The 14,679-nt window shown below is 74.2% G+C and carries 15 protein-coding genes and 1 pseudogene; 10 read left to right on the top strand and 6 right to left on the bottom strand.

The window, feature by feature from the left end; genetic code table 11:
• The first annotated feature begins 92 nt into the window (after window positions 1-92).
• Both SM450_RS26185 and SM450_RS26180 read left to right on the top strand, forming a co-directional pair.
• Window positions 93-941: an SAM-dependent methyltransferase gene (locus tag SM450_RS26185; protein ID WP_474622437.1), complete on the top strand. Its 849-nt coding sequence runs from the start codon at window positions 93-95 to the stop codon at window positions 939-941.
• A gap of 71 nt (window positions 942-1,012) precedes the next feature.
• Window positions 1,013-2,431 carry a serine/threonine-protein kinase gene (locus tag SM450_RS26180; RefSeq protein ID WP_474622436.1) on the top strand — a complete coding sequence of 473 codons (1,419 nt, stop codon included), beginning with the start codon at window positions 1,013-1,015 and terminating at the stop codon, window positions 2,429-2,431.
• 27 nt (window positions 2,432-2,458) lie between these two features.
• Here the strand turns inward: SM450_RS26180 and SM450_RS26175 are convergent, their stop codons facing one another.
• Entirely contained in the window at window positions 2,459-3,151 is a 693-nt protein-coding gene (locus SM450_RS26175; protein WP_474622435.1) for a carbon-nitrogen hydrolase family protein, read from the bottom strand.
• Between the two features lie 65 nt (window positions 3,152-3,216).
• On the opposite strand from SM450_RS26175, the gene SM450_RS26170 reads away from it, so the two are divergent.
• Window positions 3,217-3,963, top strand: a complete 747-nt coding sequence (locus tag SM450_RS26170; RefSeq protein ID WP_474622434.1) for a DedA family protein — start codon at window positions 3,217-3,219, stop codon at window positions 3,961-3,963.
• A 10-nt stretch (window positions 3,964-3,973) separates the two neighbouring features.
• On the opposite strand, the gene gdhA is transcribed toward SM450_RS26170, so the two are convergent.
• The gene (gene gdhA, locus SM450_RS26165; RefSeq protein WP_474622433.1) at window positions 3,974-5,305 is read right to left on the bottom strand and encodes an NADP-specific glutamate dehydrogenase; all 1,332 of its coding nucleotides are present in this window, start codon (window positions 5,303-5,305) and stop codon (window positions 3,974-3,976) included.
• Window positions 5,306-5,495: 190 nt separating this feature from the next.
• Here gdhA and SM450_RS26160 point away from each other — a divergent pair, with 190 nt between their 5' ends.
• Window positions 5,496-6,329 (top strand): hypothetical protein, encoded by an 834-nt coding sequence (locus SM450_RS26160; protein ID WP_474622432.1) that lies wholly within the window; start codon window positions 5,496-5,498, stop codon window positions 6,327-6,329.
• Window positions 6,330-6,345: 16 nt separating this feature from the next.
• On the top strand, window positions 6,346-7,317 hold the full coding sequence (locus SM450_RS26155; protein WP_474622431.1) for a pirin family protein: 972 nt from the start codon (window positions 6,346-6,348) through the stop codon (window positions 7,315-7,317).
• Between the two features lie 329 nt (window positions 7,318-7,646).
• Here SM450_RS26155 and SM450_RS26150 read toward each other — a convergent pair whose 3' ends face one another.
• On the bottom strand, window positions 7,647-7,916 hold the full coding sequence (locus SM450_RS26150) for a DUF2795 domain-containing protein (protein WP_474622430.1): 270 nt from the start codon (window positions 7,914-7,916) through the stop codon (window positions 7,647-7,649).
• A gap of 144 nt (window positions 7,917-8,060) precedes the next feature.
• Here SM450_RS26150 and SM450_RS26145 point away from each other — a divergent pair, with 144 nt between their 5' ends.
• The gene (locus SM450_RS26145; RefSeq protein ID WP_474622429.1) at window positions 8,061-8,468 is read left to right on the top strand and encodes a DUF2267 domain-containing protein; all 408 of its coding nucleotides are present in this window, start codon (window positions 8,061-8,063) and stop codon (window positions 8,466-8,468) included.
• Between the two features lie 48 nt (window positions 8,469-8,516).
• Here SM450_RS26145 and SM450_RS26140 read toward each other — a convergent pair whose 3' ends face one another.
• The gene (locus tag SM450_RS26140; protein ID WP_474622428.1) at window positions 8,517-9,674 is read right to left on the bottom strand and encodes a CaiB/BaiF CoA transferase family protein; all 1,158 of its coding nucleotides are present in this window, start codon (window positions 9,672-9,674) and stop codon (window positions 8,517-8,519) included.
• A gap of 243 nt (window positions 9,675-9,917) precedes the next feature.
• On the opposite strand from SM450_RS26140, the gene SM450_RS26135 reads away from it, so the two are divergent.
• From SM450_RS26135 to SM450_RS26120, 4 genes are all read left to right on the top strand, one after another.
• On the top strand, window positions 9,918-10,943 hold the full coding sequence (locus tag SM450_RS26135; protein WP_474622427.1) for a TerC family protein: 1,026 nt from the start codon (window positions 9,918-9,920) through the stop codon (window positions 10,941-10,943).
• A gap of 119 nt (window positions 10,944-11,062) precedes the next feature.
• Window positions 11,063-11,653 carry a sulfite oxidase-like oxidoreductase gene (locus tag SM450_RS26130; RefSeq protein WP_474622517.1) on the top strand — a complete coding sequence of 197 codons (591 nt, stop codon included), beginning with the start codon at window positions 11,063-11,065 and terminating at the stop codon, window positions 11,651-11,653.
• A 1-nt stretch (window position 11,654) separates the two neighbouring features.
• Window positions 11,655-12,413: a ferredoxin reductase gene (locus tag SM450_RS26125; protein ID WP_474622426.1), complete on the top strand. Its 759-nt coding sequence runs from the start codon at window positions 11,655-11,657 to the stop codon at window positions 12,411-12,413.
• A gap of 17 nt (window positions 12,414-12,430) precedes the next feature.
• Complete coding sequence (locus tag SM450_RS26120; RefSeq protein WP_474622425.1) at window positions 12,431-12,706, top strand: DUF6510 family protein; 276 nt, start codon at window positions 12,431-12,433, stop codon at window positions 12,704-12,706.
• A 39-nt stretch (window positions 12,707-12,745) separates the two neighbouring features.
• Here the strand turns inward: SM450_RS26120 and SM450_RS26115 are convergent, their stop codons facing one another.
• Window positions 12,746-14,419, bottom strand: coding sequence for a glycosyltransferase family 2 protein (locus SM450_RS26115; RefSeq protein ID WP_474622424.1), 1,674 nt, complete (start codon window positions 14,417-14,419; stop codon window positions 12,746-12,748).
• Window positions 14,420-14,587: 168 nt separating this feature from the next.
• Window positions 14,588-14,679: pseudogene (locus SM450_RS26110) on the bottom strand (C39 family peptidase); the annotation flags it as partial.

Below are 14,679 nucleotides of genomic sequence, written 5' to 3'. Positions count from 1 at the left end.
GTCGTGGCGGCGGGAGATGCCATGACCGGCACACCGGTGACAGTGGACGGACGCCATGCCACGGCGGTGGCACGCGAGTCGTGGAGGCGGCCTTGACCAGCGACGCGAACGGCACGGTGACCGAGCCGGAGCGCCCGGGCGACCGGATCGACACCTCGGTGGTGCACCCGGCCCGGCGATACAACTACTGGCTGGGCGGCAAGGACAACTTCCAGGCCGACCGCGACTCCGGCGACGCGATGGCCGCCCGCTTCCCGACCATCCGGGTCAGCGCGCTGGAGAACCGGCGGTTCCTGCGCCGCGCGGTGCGGCACCTGGCCGCCGAGGCGGGGATCCGTCAGTTCCTCGACATCGGCACCGGCATTCCGACCGCCGACAACACCCACGAGGTGGCGCAGTCCGTCGACCCGCGCGCCCGGGTGGTCTACGTCGACAACGACCCGATCGTGCTGGCCCACGCCCGGGCGCTGCTCACCAGCTCGGCGGCGGGCGCCACCGCCTACCTCGACGCGGACCTGCGCGACCCGGAGCGGATCCTCGTCCACCCCGAGCTGCGCGGCACCCTCGACCTGTCCGAGCCGGTGGCGTTGATGCTTGTGGCGGTGCTGCACTTCGTGCCGGACGCGGACGACCCCCACGCCACGGTCGGCCGGCTGCTCGACGCCCTGCCCGCCGGCAGCTACCTGGCCGCCTCGCACGCCACCCATGACCACCTGCCGGCCCACCTCGCCGCCGAGGCGAAGGCGACGGCCCGTGGCGGCGGCCCGCACGGGATGATCAACGTGCGCGGGCGGGACGAGTTCACGCGCTTCTTCGACGGCCTCGATCTGGTCGAGCCGGGCGTCTGCCCGGTGGCCGACTGGCGCGCCGAGGGTGAGCCCGAACCCCGACCCGCGGCCGTCGACGTGAGCCTCTACGGCGGGGTGGCCCGTAAGCCCTGACTCCATCAACCGAGACGAACCGGGTGCGGGGTTGGTGCGACCCAGGGCCCGGCGGGCAGACTGGATTCATCATGTCGCCGTTCACGCCCGACCTCCGGCTGCACGACCGGTACGTCCTGCGCGAGCGCATCGGGCTCGGCGGGATGTCCGAGGTGTGGCGCGCCGACGACGAGGTGCTGCACCGTCCGGTCGCGGTCAAGGCGCTCGCCGGCCGCCTCACCGCCGACCCGCAGCTACGCGCCACCATCCAGCGCGAGGCCCGCGCGGCGGCGCGACTCACGCACCCGCACGTGACCCAGGTGTACGACTACGGCGAGGCGACCCTGCCCGGTGGCGTAGTGACGCCGTACCTGGTGATGGAACTTGTGGAGGGGCAGACGCTCGCCGACCGGCTGGCCGGCGGTCCGCTGGCCTGGCCGGACGCGGTGCGGACCGCCGGCGAGGTCGGCGCCGCGCTGGCCGCCGCGCACCGGATCGGTGTGGTGCACCGCGACGTCAAGCCGGCGAACGTGATGCTCACCGAGACCGGCGCGAAGGTGCTCGACTTCGGCATCGCCGCGCCGGCCGGCCCGCACCAGCCGGTCACCGGGCCGGCCGGTGAGCCACTGGCCGGCACCCCGGCATACTCCGCCCCGGAGCGGCTCGATCCCGGCCCCACCCACCCGGCCGGTGACGTGTACGCGCTCGGCGTGCTGCTCTACCGCAGCCTCACCGGCCGGCCCCCGCTGCCGGTGCGGACCTGGGACGACGTGCTCGACCTGCGGGACCGGCGCCCCGCGGTGCCGCCGCTCCGGGTGCCCGGGCTGCCCGCCGACGTCGCCGACCTGGTCCTGGCCTGCCTGGCCGTGGAGCCGGCGCGGCGGCCCACCGCGGCCCAGGTCGCCGAGCGGCTCGGCGCGGGCCGACCGGTCGATCCGCCGACCGCGTTCCTGCCCACGGTGCCCCGCGCCGAGCGCCCGGTCACGCTCGTCGAACGGCGACCCGCGCCGGCCCGTCCGGTCCCGTCCGCCCGGCCGGAGGTCTCGCCGAACCGGCTGACCGGCGTGCTTGTCGCCGGCGCGGTGGTGCTGCTGCTCGCGCTTGTCGGCGCGCTGGTCTTCGAGGGCCGCTCCGGCCCGTCGCCCGCCGCCGCCCCGCCGGCCACGTCGAAGAGCCCCGCCGTCCGGCCCGCGTCGACCCGCCCCGGGCCGACGTCCAGGGCGCCCCAACCGGTCACCGCGCGTCAGCTCGCGGACCGGTTCACCGACCTGTTGGATCGGGCCGAGACGGCCCGGCTCGTCGACCGCAAGACCGCCGAAGACCTGCGGAAGAAGGCCGCCGAGCTGGACCGGGGCAAGCCGAAGGAGCACGCCAAGCGGGTCGAGGACCTGCACGAGCGGATCGAGGACGCCGCCGACGACGACAAGATCGACGGTGCCACGGCCACGGCCCTGCGGAAGGTGCTCGACGCCTACGACCGGCTGCGCGGCGCCGCCCGCGACGAGGGCTGAGCCCGCCCCGCCGCCTCATGGGTGTCCTCAGCGCAGGGTGGCGGTGACCAGCTCGCCGGTGGCCGTACCGGCCCGGGCCACCGGCACGCCGGCCGGCGACCAGACACCCGACCCGCCGGCCGCGTGCGCGTACCCGCCGCCGGTCGACCCGGCGAAGCTCGCCATCGCCACCCAGATGCCGTGCGCGGCGGCGATCCGGCGGGCGCGTTCGTCCGGCACCGCCGCGTCGTCGGCCGACTCCAGCACCCCGGCCAGGTAGGCGTCGGCGCCCGCGGCGACTGTCGCGTCCGCGTGCGCCGGCACGCCGGTGTCCTTGCAGACCGCGAGGCCCAGTCGCCAGCCGTCGACGGCGAGCACCGCCGGCTCCCGACCCGGACGGAACCGCTGCGGCTCCGCGCCACCCAACCACATCTTCCGGTACGCCACCCGCACGCCCTCGCCGTCGACCGCGAGCACCGCGATGTGCGGCCCGGCCACCGGCGCGCCGGCAAGCGCCAGCGTCCCGGTCCCGGCGCACGCCGCCCGCAGCGGCGCGAGCCGGGCGTCGGACGGGTCCAGCTCGGCGGCGGCCAGCTCGTACCCGGTCAGGGACAGCTCGGGGAAGACCACCACCCGGGCGTCGGCGGCCCGGACCGCGGCGGCGTGCCGTTCGGCGTTGCCGGCGACGTCGTGGGCGAGGGTGAGCGGCTGGGCGACCGCGATCCGCAGCGGCGTACGCATGTGCGGCAGCGTAACCGGCCCGGCTTTGCGTGGCCGTTGCCCACCTCGCCCCGTAACGTGGTCGGATGATCGGACACGCACCACTGCTCGCCGGACCCCGGGCGAGTGCCGCGCGGGCCGCGGAGCCGGCCGGCGAAGGACCTGTCGGCTGGGTCACCGGCCTGGTGGAACGGCTCGGCGGCCCGGGCGCGGGGCTCGCGGTGGCCCTGGAGAACCTGTTCCCGCCCATCCCGAGCGAGGTCATCCTGCCGCTGGCCGGGTTCACCGCCAGCCAGGGCCGGATGAGCCTGCTCGGCGCGATCGCGTGGACCACTCTCGGTTCGGTGCTGGGCGCGCTTGCGCTCTACTACGTCGGCGCGGCCCTCGGGCGGGACCGGATGCGTGCCCTGGTCGGGCGGCTGCCACTGGTCAAGGTGGAGGACGTGGACCGCACCGAGGCGTGGTTCCTGCGGCACGGTGTCAAGGCCGTCTTCTTCGGCCGGATGATTCCCATCTTCCGGAGCCTGATCTCGATCCCGGCCGGCGTGGAACGGATGCCGGTGCCGGTGTTCCTGCTCTTCACCGCGCTTGGCAGTCTGATCTGGAACACCGCGTTCGTGCTCGCCGGTTATCTGCTGGGCGAGAACTGGCACGTGGTCGAGGCGTACGCCGGCACGTTGCAGAACGTGGTCATCCTGGCGGTGGTGGCCGGGGTGGGCTGGTTCGTGGTGAGCCGGGTCCGCCGGTCCCGCCGGTCCGACCCGACGCCCGACGCCCCACCCCGGCCGGGCACCGTCTACCGGGGCGGCTGGTACGGCGCCGACGAGGACTGACACCGGCCGATCACACCACGCCGTGCGCCAGCATCGCCTCGGCCACCCGCCGGAACCCGTTGATGTTCGCGCCGGCCACGTAGTCGCCGGGCAGGCCGTACTCCTCGGCGGTCGCCCAGCACCTTTCGTGCACGTCCCGCATGATCTCGCGCAGCCGCTGCTCCGACCGGGCGAACGTCCACGAGTCACGGCTGGCGTTCTGCTGCATCTCCAGCGCGCTCACCGCCACCCCGCCGGCGTTCGCCGCCTTGCCCGGCGCGAACCGCACCCCGGCCCGCCCGAGGATCCGCACCGCCTCCGGCGTGGTGGGCATGTTGGCCCCCTCGACCACGGTGCGGCAGCCGCCGGCCACAAGCGCGGCGGCCTCCGCGCCGCCGATCTCGTTCTGCGTCGCGCAGGGCAAGGCCAGATCGCACGGCACCTCCCAGACGGTACGGCCGGGGACCGCGACGGCGTGCGGCACGTGCCGCACATAGTCGTCGAGCCGGCTCCGGCGCTCCTCCTTCAACTCCCGCAGCAGCGCCAGGTCGATGCCCTTCTCGTCAAGCACGTAGCCGTCCGAATCGGAGCACGCCACCACCGTGCCGCCGAGCTGGTGCACCTTCTCGACGGCGTAGATGGCCACGTTCCCGGAGCCGGACACCACCACCCGCTTGCCGTCCAGGCTGTCCCCGGTCTGCTTCAGCATCTCCTCGGCGAAGAAGACCGCGCCGTAGCCGGTCGCCTCCCGGCGCACCTGCGCGCCCCCGTACGTCAGGCCCTTGCCGGTGAGCACGCCCGCCTCGTACCGGTTGGTGATCCGCTTGTACTGCCCGAACAGGTAGCCGATCTCCCGGCCGCCCACTCCGATGTCCCCGGCCGGCACGTCGGTCTGCGCGCCGATGTGCCGGTGCAGCTCGGTCATGAAGCTCTGGCAGAACCGCATCACCTCCCGGTCGGAGCGGCCCTTCGGGTCAAAGTCGGCGCCGCCCTTGCCCCCGCCGATCGGCAGCCCGGTCAGCGCGTTCTTGAAGATCTGCTCGAACCCGAGGAACTTCACGATGCCCAGGTAGACCGACTGGTGGAAGCGCAGCCCGCCCTTGAACGGGCCGAGCGCGCTGTTGAACTCCACCCGGAAGCCGCGGTTCACCCGGACCCGGCCGTGGTCGTCCTCCCACGGCACCCGGAAGATGACCTGCCGTTCCGGTTCGCAGACGCGCTCGACCACCTCGGCGTACCCGGGGTGGCGGTGCAGCGCCGGACCGATGCTCTCCAGCACCTCCCGGACCGCCTGGTGGAACTCGGGTTCCCCGGGATTGCGCGCGACCACCTTGGCGAACACCGTCTCGACGGGCTCCGGCATCACGGACACGTCCTTCCGCCTCCGGCACGCGCACCGTTGCCCGCGCCGCCCCCGGGTACGGATCGTCACCGCGCTCCGGTTCACCGGCCGGGTGGACGACATGATCTGGACGCCGATCCCCGCCGCGGGAATGAACCGGAGCGGAAACGGAGACGTATGACCCGGTGGGGACCGGTGAGAGGGGACAACCATGACTGCACCTTCGGGAGACGACGCTGACCTGACCGACACACGCTGGTCCGGGGCCGCCCGGCTGCTTGTCGCCGCCGCCGTGGTGGTGGTGGCGTTCGGCGCGCTTGCGGTCGCGGCGACGATGTCCAACCCGGCCCGACTCGGGGTGGTCTTCTCCGGCGGCGCGGACTCGCCGGCCACGGACGCCGGCTCGGGCGGGGTGGGTGGGGCCGAGGTCGCCGCCACCGAGACGCTCACCGCCCCGCGCGGGGACCGCCGGCGGGCGGACTTCGAGCTTGCCGACGGCCTGACCAGCTTCACCCTGCGGGCCGCCGACCTCGGCGACGATCTCTACCGGATCGGCGCGCCGGACGGCGCCGGCGTGACGCCGCGCCCGCAGGTCACCGGGGACCGGGTCCGGCTGCGGATCGTCGAGAACCGCCGTCCCGGCCCGGCCGCGGTGGAGGTGGTGCTCAACTCCCGGCTGACCTGGCGACTGCGGCTGGTCGGCGGCGTCCGTGAGCAGCAGCTCGACCTGGGCGCGGCGCGGCTCGCCGGGATCGACCTGATCGGCGGCGCGGCGCGTACCCGGCTGCGGTTGCCCCCGCTGGACGGCACGCTCGCCGTGCGGATGAGCGGCGGCGTGAGCGACCTGACCGTCACCGTGCCCGGCGGGCCGCCGGCCCGGGTACGGGTGGCCGCCGGCGCCGGCTCGCTGTCCCTCTACGACGACAGCCACGGCGGGATCGCCGCCGGCGACGTGGTCAGCTCGCCGGGTTGGGACCGGGCGGGCGACCGGCTCTACCTCGACCTGGTGGCCGGCGCGAACACGGTGAGCGTCACCGCCGGTTGAGCGTACAGTTCGGTCGGTGGACCGCACCGAATCGTTGCCCGCGCAGACGCTCCCGCCCGGCGTCGGCGCCACCGACCCGGGCAGCGTGTTGCTGCCCGGCCACGACGTTCCCCTCGGCCGCTACACGACGGTGCGCCGGCTGCTGCCGCAGCGGCAGCGGCGGATGGTCGGCGCGTGGTGCTTCGTCGACCATTTCGGCCCGGACGACGTCGCCGAACGTCCGGGGATGGAGGTGCCGCCGCACCCGCACACCGGGCTCCAGACGGTCACCTGGCTGCTCGACGGCGAGATCCTGCACCGGGACAGCCTCGGCAACGTGCAGCCGATCCGCCCCGGCCAGCTCAACGTGATGACCTCCGGCCGGGGCATCGCCCACTCGGAGCGTTCGCCGCGGTTCCACCCGCCGCTGATGCACGGCGTGCAGCTCTGGGTGGCGTTGCCCGACCCGGCCCGGGCCGGCGAGCCGGACTTCGCCCACCACGCCGAGCTGCCCGGATGGCGCGACGGCGATCTGGACCTGACGCTTCTCGTCGGCGAGTTCGGCGGGGAACGCTCGCCTGCCGTCGCGCACACCCCGCTGCTCGGCGTGCAGCTCGAGGCGCGCGGGCCGGCGCCGGCCACGCTGCCGCTGCGCCCCGACTTCGAGTACGGAATGCTCGCCATGTCCGGCGCCGCCGAGGCCGACGGCGTGGCGCTCGCCCCCGGCGCGCTGCTCTACCTCGGTTCCGGCCGAACGTCGCTGACGCTGCGTGCCGCACCGGGCAGCCGGTTGCTGCTGCTCGGCGGCGCGCCGTTCGAGGAGCCGCTGGTGATGTGGTGGAACTTCGTCGGTCGCTCGCACGAGGAGGTCGCCGCCGCCCGCGAGGACTGGGCGGCCGGCCGCCGGTTCGGCACGGTGGCCGACGACGTCGCGCCCCCGCTGCCCGCGCCCGCGCTGCCCACCACCCGGCTCAAGGCCCGCGATCGCAGCGGCGGCGTGCGGGGCTGACTTCCGCGTCCGGGCCGGCCACGTGCCGCGTGACACACTTTCGCGAATCTCACCCGTTCGGCTGATGCCGCACCGTATGATGATCGTGGCAGTGATGCCCGCCCGGTTCGGGCGAACATCCACCGCCTGGTGATCGCGACCCGGTTCGGGCGCGGACCGTCAGGCACAGGTGCTGCGTGGCGCCCCAGGTCGCGGTTCGTGACCCGGGGCGCCCGCCTGTCGAGGGCCGACCTCGCCCAGCCCAGCCCAGCCCAGCCCAGCCCAGCCCAGCCCTGACCTAGCCAGCGCCGAGCCCGGCCGCGACGGCGACCGGGCGTCAGGCGTGCGGCTCAGATGCCGCGCAGGTGCTGCGAGACGCGCGTGTGGTCGTCCCTTGCCTGCGCCGCCCGCTGCGACCGGTCCAACTCGGGCGCCGCGTCGATCCCGGCGGACCGGGCCACCTCGACGCCGTTGGCGTAGTCCACAGGTGGCAGCGCGCGCAACGCCCGCAACACGTCCGGTGGCGCGCCCTCCCGCTCGGCCTCGCGGATGACGTCGTCCTTCCCCGCCGGGTAGTCAAGCGCGGACAGGTATTCAAGGACGTCCGAATAACTCGCCATGGGCCGGGCTCCTCGCGCCAGTCGTCGGGTAGTGACCGCGCGGCGGTTACCCGTCGGGCGGCGGCTCACGCCCGTGATCCTCCGCTGTTTCCGCCGCGCCGGGACGGGTAGCCGCCCTGCGCGCACCGAAGGGGGTAGCAACCGATGGACCATCACACGTTCGTGGCCCGGGTCGCCGGGCTGACCGGGACCGCCGGGGACCGGGCCGAGACGCTCACCGCGGCCACGCTTGAGACGCTCGCCGAACGGCTGACCGGCGGTGAGGTGCTGGACCTCGCCGCGCAACTGCCGAAGCCGCTGTGGGCCATGTTGCGCCCGCACCCGCGTACCGAGGCGGCCGAGCGGTTCGGCGCGGCCGAGTTCGTCGCCCGCGTCGCCCGGCGGGCCGAATGCGACCAGAACACCGCCCGAGGCGCGGCGCGGGCCGTGTTCACCGCGCTGCACGAGGCGATCAGCGGCGGCGAGTTCTCCGACGTGGTGGTGCAACTGCCCCGCGACTACCGGGACCTGGTGGAGCCGGCCCTCGCGCCGGCCGCCGCCCCTCGGCGCTGACCCCGCCCGTCGGCGCTGGCCGGCCCTGGCCGGCGCTGGCGGGCGCGCTCAGCCGATCGCGCCGGCGGCGCGCAGCGCGGCGATCCGGGCCGCGTCGACGCCCGCCTCGGCAAGCACCTCGTCGGTGTGCTCGCCCGGTCGCGGCGGCGGGCGGCGCACCGAGGTCGGCGTGGCCGAAAAACGCGGGGCCGGCGCCGGCTGGGTGACCCCCTCCGGCGCGACGAACACCTCACGGGCGGCCAGGTGCGGGTGGTCCGGGGCCTCGGCCCAGTCGAGCACCGGCGACACGCAGGCGTCCGTGCCGGCCAGCAACTCCGCCCACTCGTCCCGCGTGCGGGTGCGGAACAGCCGCGTCCAGGCGGCCCGCAGCGCCGGCCAGTTCGCCGGGTCGTCCCGGTCGTGGGCCTCGTCGCCGTCGAGCGGGAAACCGGTGAGTCGGACCAGTTCGGCGTAGAACTGCGGCTCCAGCGCGCCCACCGCCACGTACCGGCCGTCGGCGCACTCGTACGTGTCGTAGAACGGGGCGCCGCCGTCGAGCAGGTTCACGCCGCGCGGATCCTGCCAGAGGCCGAGGCCGCGCAGCGCGTGAACCTGGGTGGCCAGCACCGACACGCCGTCCACGATGGCCGCGTCGACCACCTGGCCGGGAGCGCCGCCGCGGACCGCGTACAGCGCCGCGACCACGCCGAGGGCCAGCATCATGCCGCCCCCGCCGAAGTCGCCGAGCAGGTTCATCGGGGGCACCGGACGCTCGCCGGGCCGGCCCACCCCGTGCAGCGCGCCGGTCAGCGCCAGATAGTCGATGTCGTGGCCGGCCGTCCGGGCGAGCGGCCCGTCCTGCCCCCAGCCGGTCATCCGCCCGTACACCAGGCGTGGGTTGGCGGCGAGGCACTCCCGCGGGCCGAGGCCGAGCCGCTCGGCGACCCCGGGCCGGAAGCCCTCGACAAGCACGTCCGCGCCGGCCACCAGGGTCAGCGCCAAATCCCGCGCGTCCGGGTGCTTGAGGTCCAGCGCGGCCGAGCGGCGGTTGCGGTTCAGCAGGTCACCGGGGAAGGCGCCGAAGCCGCCGCCGCCCGGCCGGTCCACCCGCACCACGTCCGCGCCCAGGTCGGCGAGCATCATCGCGGCGAACGGGCCCGGGCCGATGCCGGCCAGCTCGATCACCCGTACGCCGGTAAGCGGTCCGGAGTTGCTCACCCGCGTCACCCTAGGGTCCGGGTCGGGCCGACGCCACGCCCGACCTACGTGCACAGCGGTTGACCAGGGCAATCAACGGGGGTCCCACTTGGCGTCCGGCCCCCGGTTGGCCTAGCCTGGGGTCGGCGAGGGGAGTACTTCCCACGAACCATTCCGGTCAGTACGGCGAGCCCCGGGGCGAGCCTCGGGTGGTTGCCCACGAACGGTGGGTGAAGGAGACCTCGAACATGACACGGTGTTCGAGGAGGCCCCATGACCGAAGTGTCCTACCTGTCCGCGAGTGAGCTGTCGTCGATCGGCACGCCCACGCTGTGGGCGGTGACGATCGCCGGCGTGCTCGCCCTGCTCGTGCTGGACTTCCTGGTCACCCGCAAGCCGCACGAGGTCTCCATCCGGGAGGCGCTGGCCTGGTCGGCCTTCTACATCGCCCTGCCGCTGGCCTTCGGCGCCTGGATCTGGTCCCGCTGGGGCGGCCAGCAGGGCATCGAGTACCTCACCGGCTACCTGGTCGAGAAGTCGCTCTCGGTGGACAACCTCTTCGTCTTCATGCTGCTGCTCGCCGCGTTCGCGGTGCCCGCCGTGCTCGCCCAGCGGGTGCTGCTCTACGGCATCGCCGGCGCGCTGGTGCTGCGCGCGATCTTCATCGCGCTCGGCGCCGCGGCCCTCCAGACGCTCGACTTCGCCTTCCTGCTCTTCGCCGTCATCCTGGTCGCCACGGCGATCAAGCTGCTGCGCGACGCCCTCTCCGGGCACGAGCAGGAGGTCGACATCAACAAGATGCGGTCGGTGAAGCTGCTCCGCAGGGTCATGCCGGTGGTCGAGGACTACCACGGCACCCGGATGACCATCCGCCAGCACGGCCGCCGGGCCCTCACCCCGTTCGCGCTTGTCGTGGTCGCGGTGCTGGCCACCGACATCGTCTTCGCGGTCGACTCGGTGCCCGCCGTCTACGGCATCACCGAGGATCCCTACCTCGTCTTCGCCACGAACGCGTTCGCGTTGCTGGGCCTGCGGGCGCTCTACTTCGTGCTGCACGCCGCGCTGAGCCGACTGGTGCACCTCAGCTACGGCCTGGCCGTCATCCTGGCGTTCATCGGGCTCAAGCTCGGCCTGCACTGGGCGCACGGCATCTGGGCCGGCGTGCCGCAGATCCCGACGCTCGCCTCGCTCGGTGTGATCATCGGCGTCCTGGTGATCGTCACCATCACCAGCCTGCGCGCCACCCGCGACAGCGACCGCACCGTCGTGCACGAGGTGCAAGGCGGGGGCCCCGCTTAACGCTTTCGGTAGAGGCGGGGGCCCTTCTTAACACCGCGTGTTAAGAAGGGCCCCCGCCTTACACCGCAGAAGCCGTTCCCGGACGCCGTCGGGGGTGGTAGGACTGACGGGTGGGAATCGTGTCGCCGGGCTTTCAGGGCCGGCCCCGTTCGTCCGCCCCGGACCTGCCGCCGGGGCAATATCTCACCGAGGACTTCCCGGTGCTCTCCGCCGGACCGACGCCGCGGGTGTCGCCGGAAACCTGGGAGTTCGTGCTGACAAGCGAGACCGGGGCGGAACACCGCTGGTCCTGGGACGAGATGATGAGCCTGCCGCAGGACACGCCGACGGTGGACCTGCACTGCGTCACCCGCTGGTCCAAACTCGGCACCACCTGGCAGGGCGTCTCACTCGACACGCTGCTCGACGGCGTGGACACCGCCGCCCGCTACGCCCTGGCCCACTCGTACGGCGGCTACACCACGAACCTGCCGTTGGACGACCTCCGTGGCGGGCGGGCCTGGGTGGTGCACACGTACGACGGCGGGCCACTGCCGGCCGAGCACGGCGGCCCGGCCCGGCTGCTCGTGCCGCACCTCTACCTGTGGAAGTCCGCCAAATGGGTGAACGGCATCCGGTTGCTCACCGACGACCGGCCGGGGTTCTGGGAGACGGCCGGCTACCACGACTACGGCGACCCGTGGCGCGAGCAGCGCTACCAGGGCGACTGAGGTGACCGCACCGGCCACGGGGAGCCGGGTGGCGCCGCTGACCTGGCGGGTGGCCCGGCTGGTCGAGCGACGGGTCGAGACGCCGACCGCGCAGACGCTCGTGCTTGACGTGCCCGGCTGGCCGGGCCACCTGCCCGGGCAGCACGTCGACGTGCGACTGACCGCCCCGGACGGCTACCAGGCGGCCCGCTCCTACTCGCTCGCCGGCCCGGCCGACGGCGAGCGGATCGAGGTGACCGTCCAGCGGGTGCGCGACGGCGAGGTGTCGCCGTACCTGGTGGACACCTATGCCGAGGGCGACCCGGTGGAGGTCCGCGGGCCGGTCGGCGGCTGGTTCGTGTGGCGTACCGACGAGACCGCGCCGGTGCTGCTCGTGGCCGGCGGCTCCGGCGTGGTGCCGCTGATGGCCATGGTCCGGGCCCGTCGGGCTGCGGGCAGCCGGACGCCGTTCCGGCTCGTCTACTCGGTGCGGACGCCGGACGACGTGATCTACGCCGAGGAGTTGCGCCGCCGGGCCCGCGACGACCAGGGCCTGGACGTCGCGTACGTCTACACCCGGGCGGCGCCCGAGGGCTGGCGGGGCGAGCCGCACCGGATCGGGCTGGCCGACGTGAACAGTCACGGCTGGCCGCCGGACCTGGAGCCGCTCTGCTATGTCTGCGGCCCCACCGGGTTCGTGGAGACCGTGGCCGACCTGCTCGTCGGGCTGGGCCACCAGACCCGGCGGGTGCGGACCGAGCGGTTCGGCCCGACCGGCTGACGACCCGAGGAGGGCACATGACCGACCTGTCCTACCTGGACGGCAACATGCTCGACGGACCGCTGCGGGAACTCTTCGCCGTCGACCTCAGCGCCACCACCGGGCGCTGCGACAGCTGCGGCATGACCGGCCCGATGGCCGGCCTGCACGTCTACTCGCACGCACCGGGCCTGGTGGGGCGCTGCCCGGCCTGCACCGGGGTGATGGTGCGCCTGGTCCGGGCGCCGGAGCGGGCCTGGCTGGACCTGCGTGGCACCACCTACCTCCAGGTCCCGATGCCACCCTCGGGCTGACGCCGTCGTGCCCGACCCCGTCCGGGTCGTCGCGGCGAGCTAGCTGGTGACGGTCAACCGCTCCACCCGGGTCGGCGCCGGCTCGGCGTGGTGGCCCGGCCCGGGACGCGGCGTGGCGGCCGGGACCAGAACCGGGGCCGGCCGGGACGCCACCGAAGGCGGGCTGCCCCGCCAGCGGCGGCGCAACCGGCCGACGAGTTGGCCCACGGTCACCGGCACCACCGACAGGACGAGTTGGCCGTTGCGCGGGTCGACGGTCGCGGCCACCCCGTACAGCCGGGCGCCGTGCCGGAGCAGGCGGGGCCGGCCGGCGGCGAGGCGGGGCGCGCGTACCGGCGCGGCGCCGCGACCCTGGTCGCCGTCCACCTCGGCGCGCACCGGGTGGCGCTGGCCGCTGGCCGCGCTGGCGGCGAGGAGCCGGTCCGCCGGGAAGTCGGTACGCACGGTCCGGCCGGTCGGGTCGCGGGCGTCCAGCCGGGTGGCGCCGGCGACCTGGCCGGCCACCAGCCGGACCGGGCCGGCCGACACGGCGAACCGGGGGTACGGGCTGCGCGCGGTCACCGTCACGGTCTGACCGTCGACCCAGCTCACCTCGACGGTGTCCAGCCGGGCCAGCCAGTCGGCGCGCACGTCGGTGACGTCGGTCCACGCGGCCGGGGCGCCCCGATAACCGGCATGCCACCGGCCGCCCGTCACCACCGTGTCCGGCACGCCGTGTCGGGTGTCCTGGTCGATGACGGCAAGCAAATCGTCGACGTCGCCGCCGGTCACCGCGCCCAGGCGCAGCCGGGCCTCGATGTCGAGCCGGTTCCGCAGGCCGTCGGTGACGTGCCGCTCGACAAGCCGGCGGACCGTCGCGTGCACCCGTTCCTGCGCGGCCCGGTCCAGCCGGCGGAAGTCGTCGCCGACCAGGTTCGCCAGTTCCAGCCCGACGTGGCGGCGCAGCACGGCGTCCCGCCGCGGACCGGCCGGGATCAGCTCGGCGACGAACGCGAACAGTCGCTCCACGCTTACCAGGCGCTGCTCGATCCGGCTGTGGTAGGTGATGTTGCCGGCGTCGAGCCGGCGTACCGCGTGGTAGTAGTCGTAGTCGCCGAGCGTCGAGATCCGCCGGGCGTGGTAGCAGGCGGCAAGCGTGAACGGCTGGTCGCTGAGGACCGGCATGTCCTCCGAAAACCGCAGCCCGAGCCGGTCGACGAGGTCCCGGCGGAACAGCTTCGTGTTCGCCAGTGACCAGGGCAGCGCCGAGTCGAACAGGTCCACGTCGACGGCGTTGCCGGCGGCGAACACGTCGGAGAAGACGTGCCGTCCGTTGACGCCGACGACCTTGCCGAGCACCACGTCCGAGCCGTACCGGTCGGCGGCGGCGACCAGCCGTTCCAGCGCCTCCGGGCCGAGCCGGTCGTCCGAGCCGAGGAAGAAGACGTACCGGCCGGTGGCCAGGTCCAACCCTCGGTTGCAGGGCGCGGCGGGGCCACCCGAGTTGGGTTGGTGAACCACCCGGACGGTGCCGGGGTGCCGCGCGGCGAGCCGGTCCAGCAGGCGACCGCTGCCGTCGGTGGACCCGTCGTCCACCGCCACGATCTCCATCCGGTCGAGCCCGATGGTCTGCCGCAGCAGTGAGTCGAGGCAGGCCCGCAGGTAGCGCAGCGTGTTGTAGACAGGCACGATCACGCTGACGTCGGGGCGGTCCGTCGGCTCCTCGGCTGCCACTGTTGCTCCTCCGCTGGTAGACCGTCCGATGCCACCCAGCGTGGTGGGGCGAGCCGTCCGGGTGACGTCGCCGACGTGGCCGCGAGGTGACCGGAAGGCAGCGGTTCGATACGCGAAAGGGCCCGACCCCGTGTTCGTGGGGTCGGGCCCTTGTTTGTTCGGGTGGTGTCAGGTGGTGCTGTAGCCGCGGGTGGCGATCCAGTTGGCGAGGTTGTCGATGGTGATGTGGTAGGAGGCGGTGTTGGGGTTGGCGCTGTCGG

This window comes from Micromonospora marincola (assembly GCF_056150385.1).
The sequence above is the reverse complement of the archived record's forward strand: the minus strand, read 5'-3'. Positions and strand labels throughout refer to the sequence as shown.

Bases quoted from the DNA above. Each gene is read 5' to 3' on its own strand.
- SM450_RS26180 (WP_474622436.1), top strand. From the start codon at position 1,013: ATGTCGCCGTTCACGCCCGACCTCCGGCTGCACGACCGGTACGTCCTG.
- SM450_RS26175 (WP_474622435.1), bottom strand. From the start codon at position 3,151: ATGCGTACGCCGCTGCGGATCGCGGTCGCCCAGCCGCTCACCCTCGCC.
- SM450_RS26170 (WP_474622434.1), top strand. From the start codon at position 3,217: ATGATCGGACACGCACCACTGCTCGCCGGACCCCGGGCGAGTGCCGCG.
- gdhA (WP_474622433.1), bottom strand. From the start codon at position 5,305: ATGCCGGAGCCCGTCGAGACGGTGTTCGCCAAGGTGGTCGCGCGCAAT.
- SM450_RS26160 (WP_474622432.1), top strand. From the start codon at position 5,496: ATGACTGCACCTTCGGGAGACGACGCTGACCTGACCGACACACGCTGG.
- SM450_RS26150 (WP_474622430.1), bottom strand. From the start codon at position 7,916: ATGGCGAGTTATTCGGACGTCCTTGAATACCTGTCCGCGCTTGACTAC.
- SM450_RS26145 (WP_474622429.1), top strand. From the start codon at position 8,061: ATGGACCATCACACGTTCGTGGCCCGGGTCGCCGGGCTGACCGGGACC.
- SM450_RS26135 (WP_474622427.1), top strand. From the start codon at position 9,918: ATGACCGAAGTGTCCTACCTGTCCGCGAGTGAGCTGTCGTCGATCGGC.
- SM450_RS26120 (WP_474622425.1), top strand. From the start codon at position 12,431: ATGACCGACCTGTCCTACCTGGACGGCAACATGCTCGACGGACCGCTG.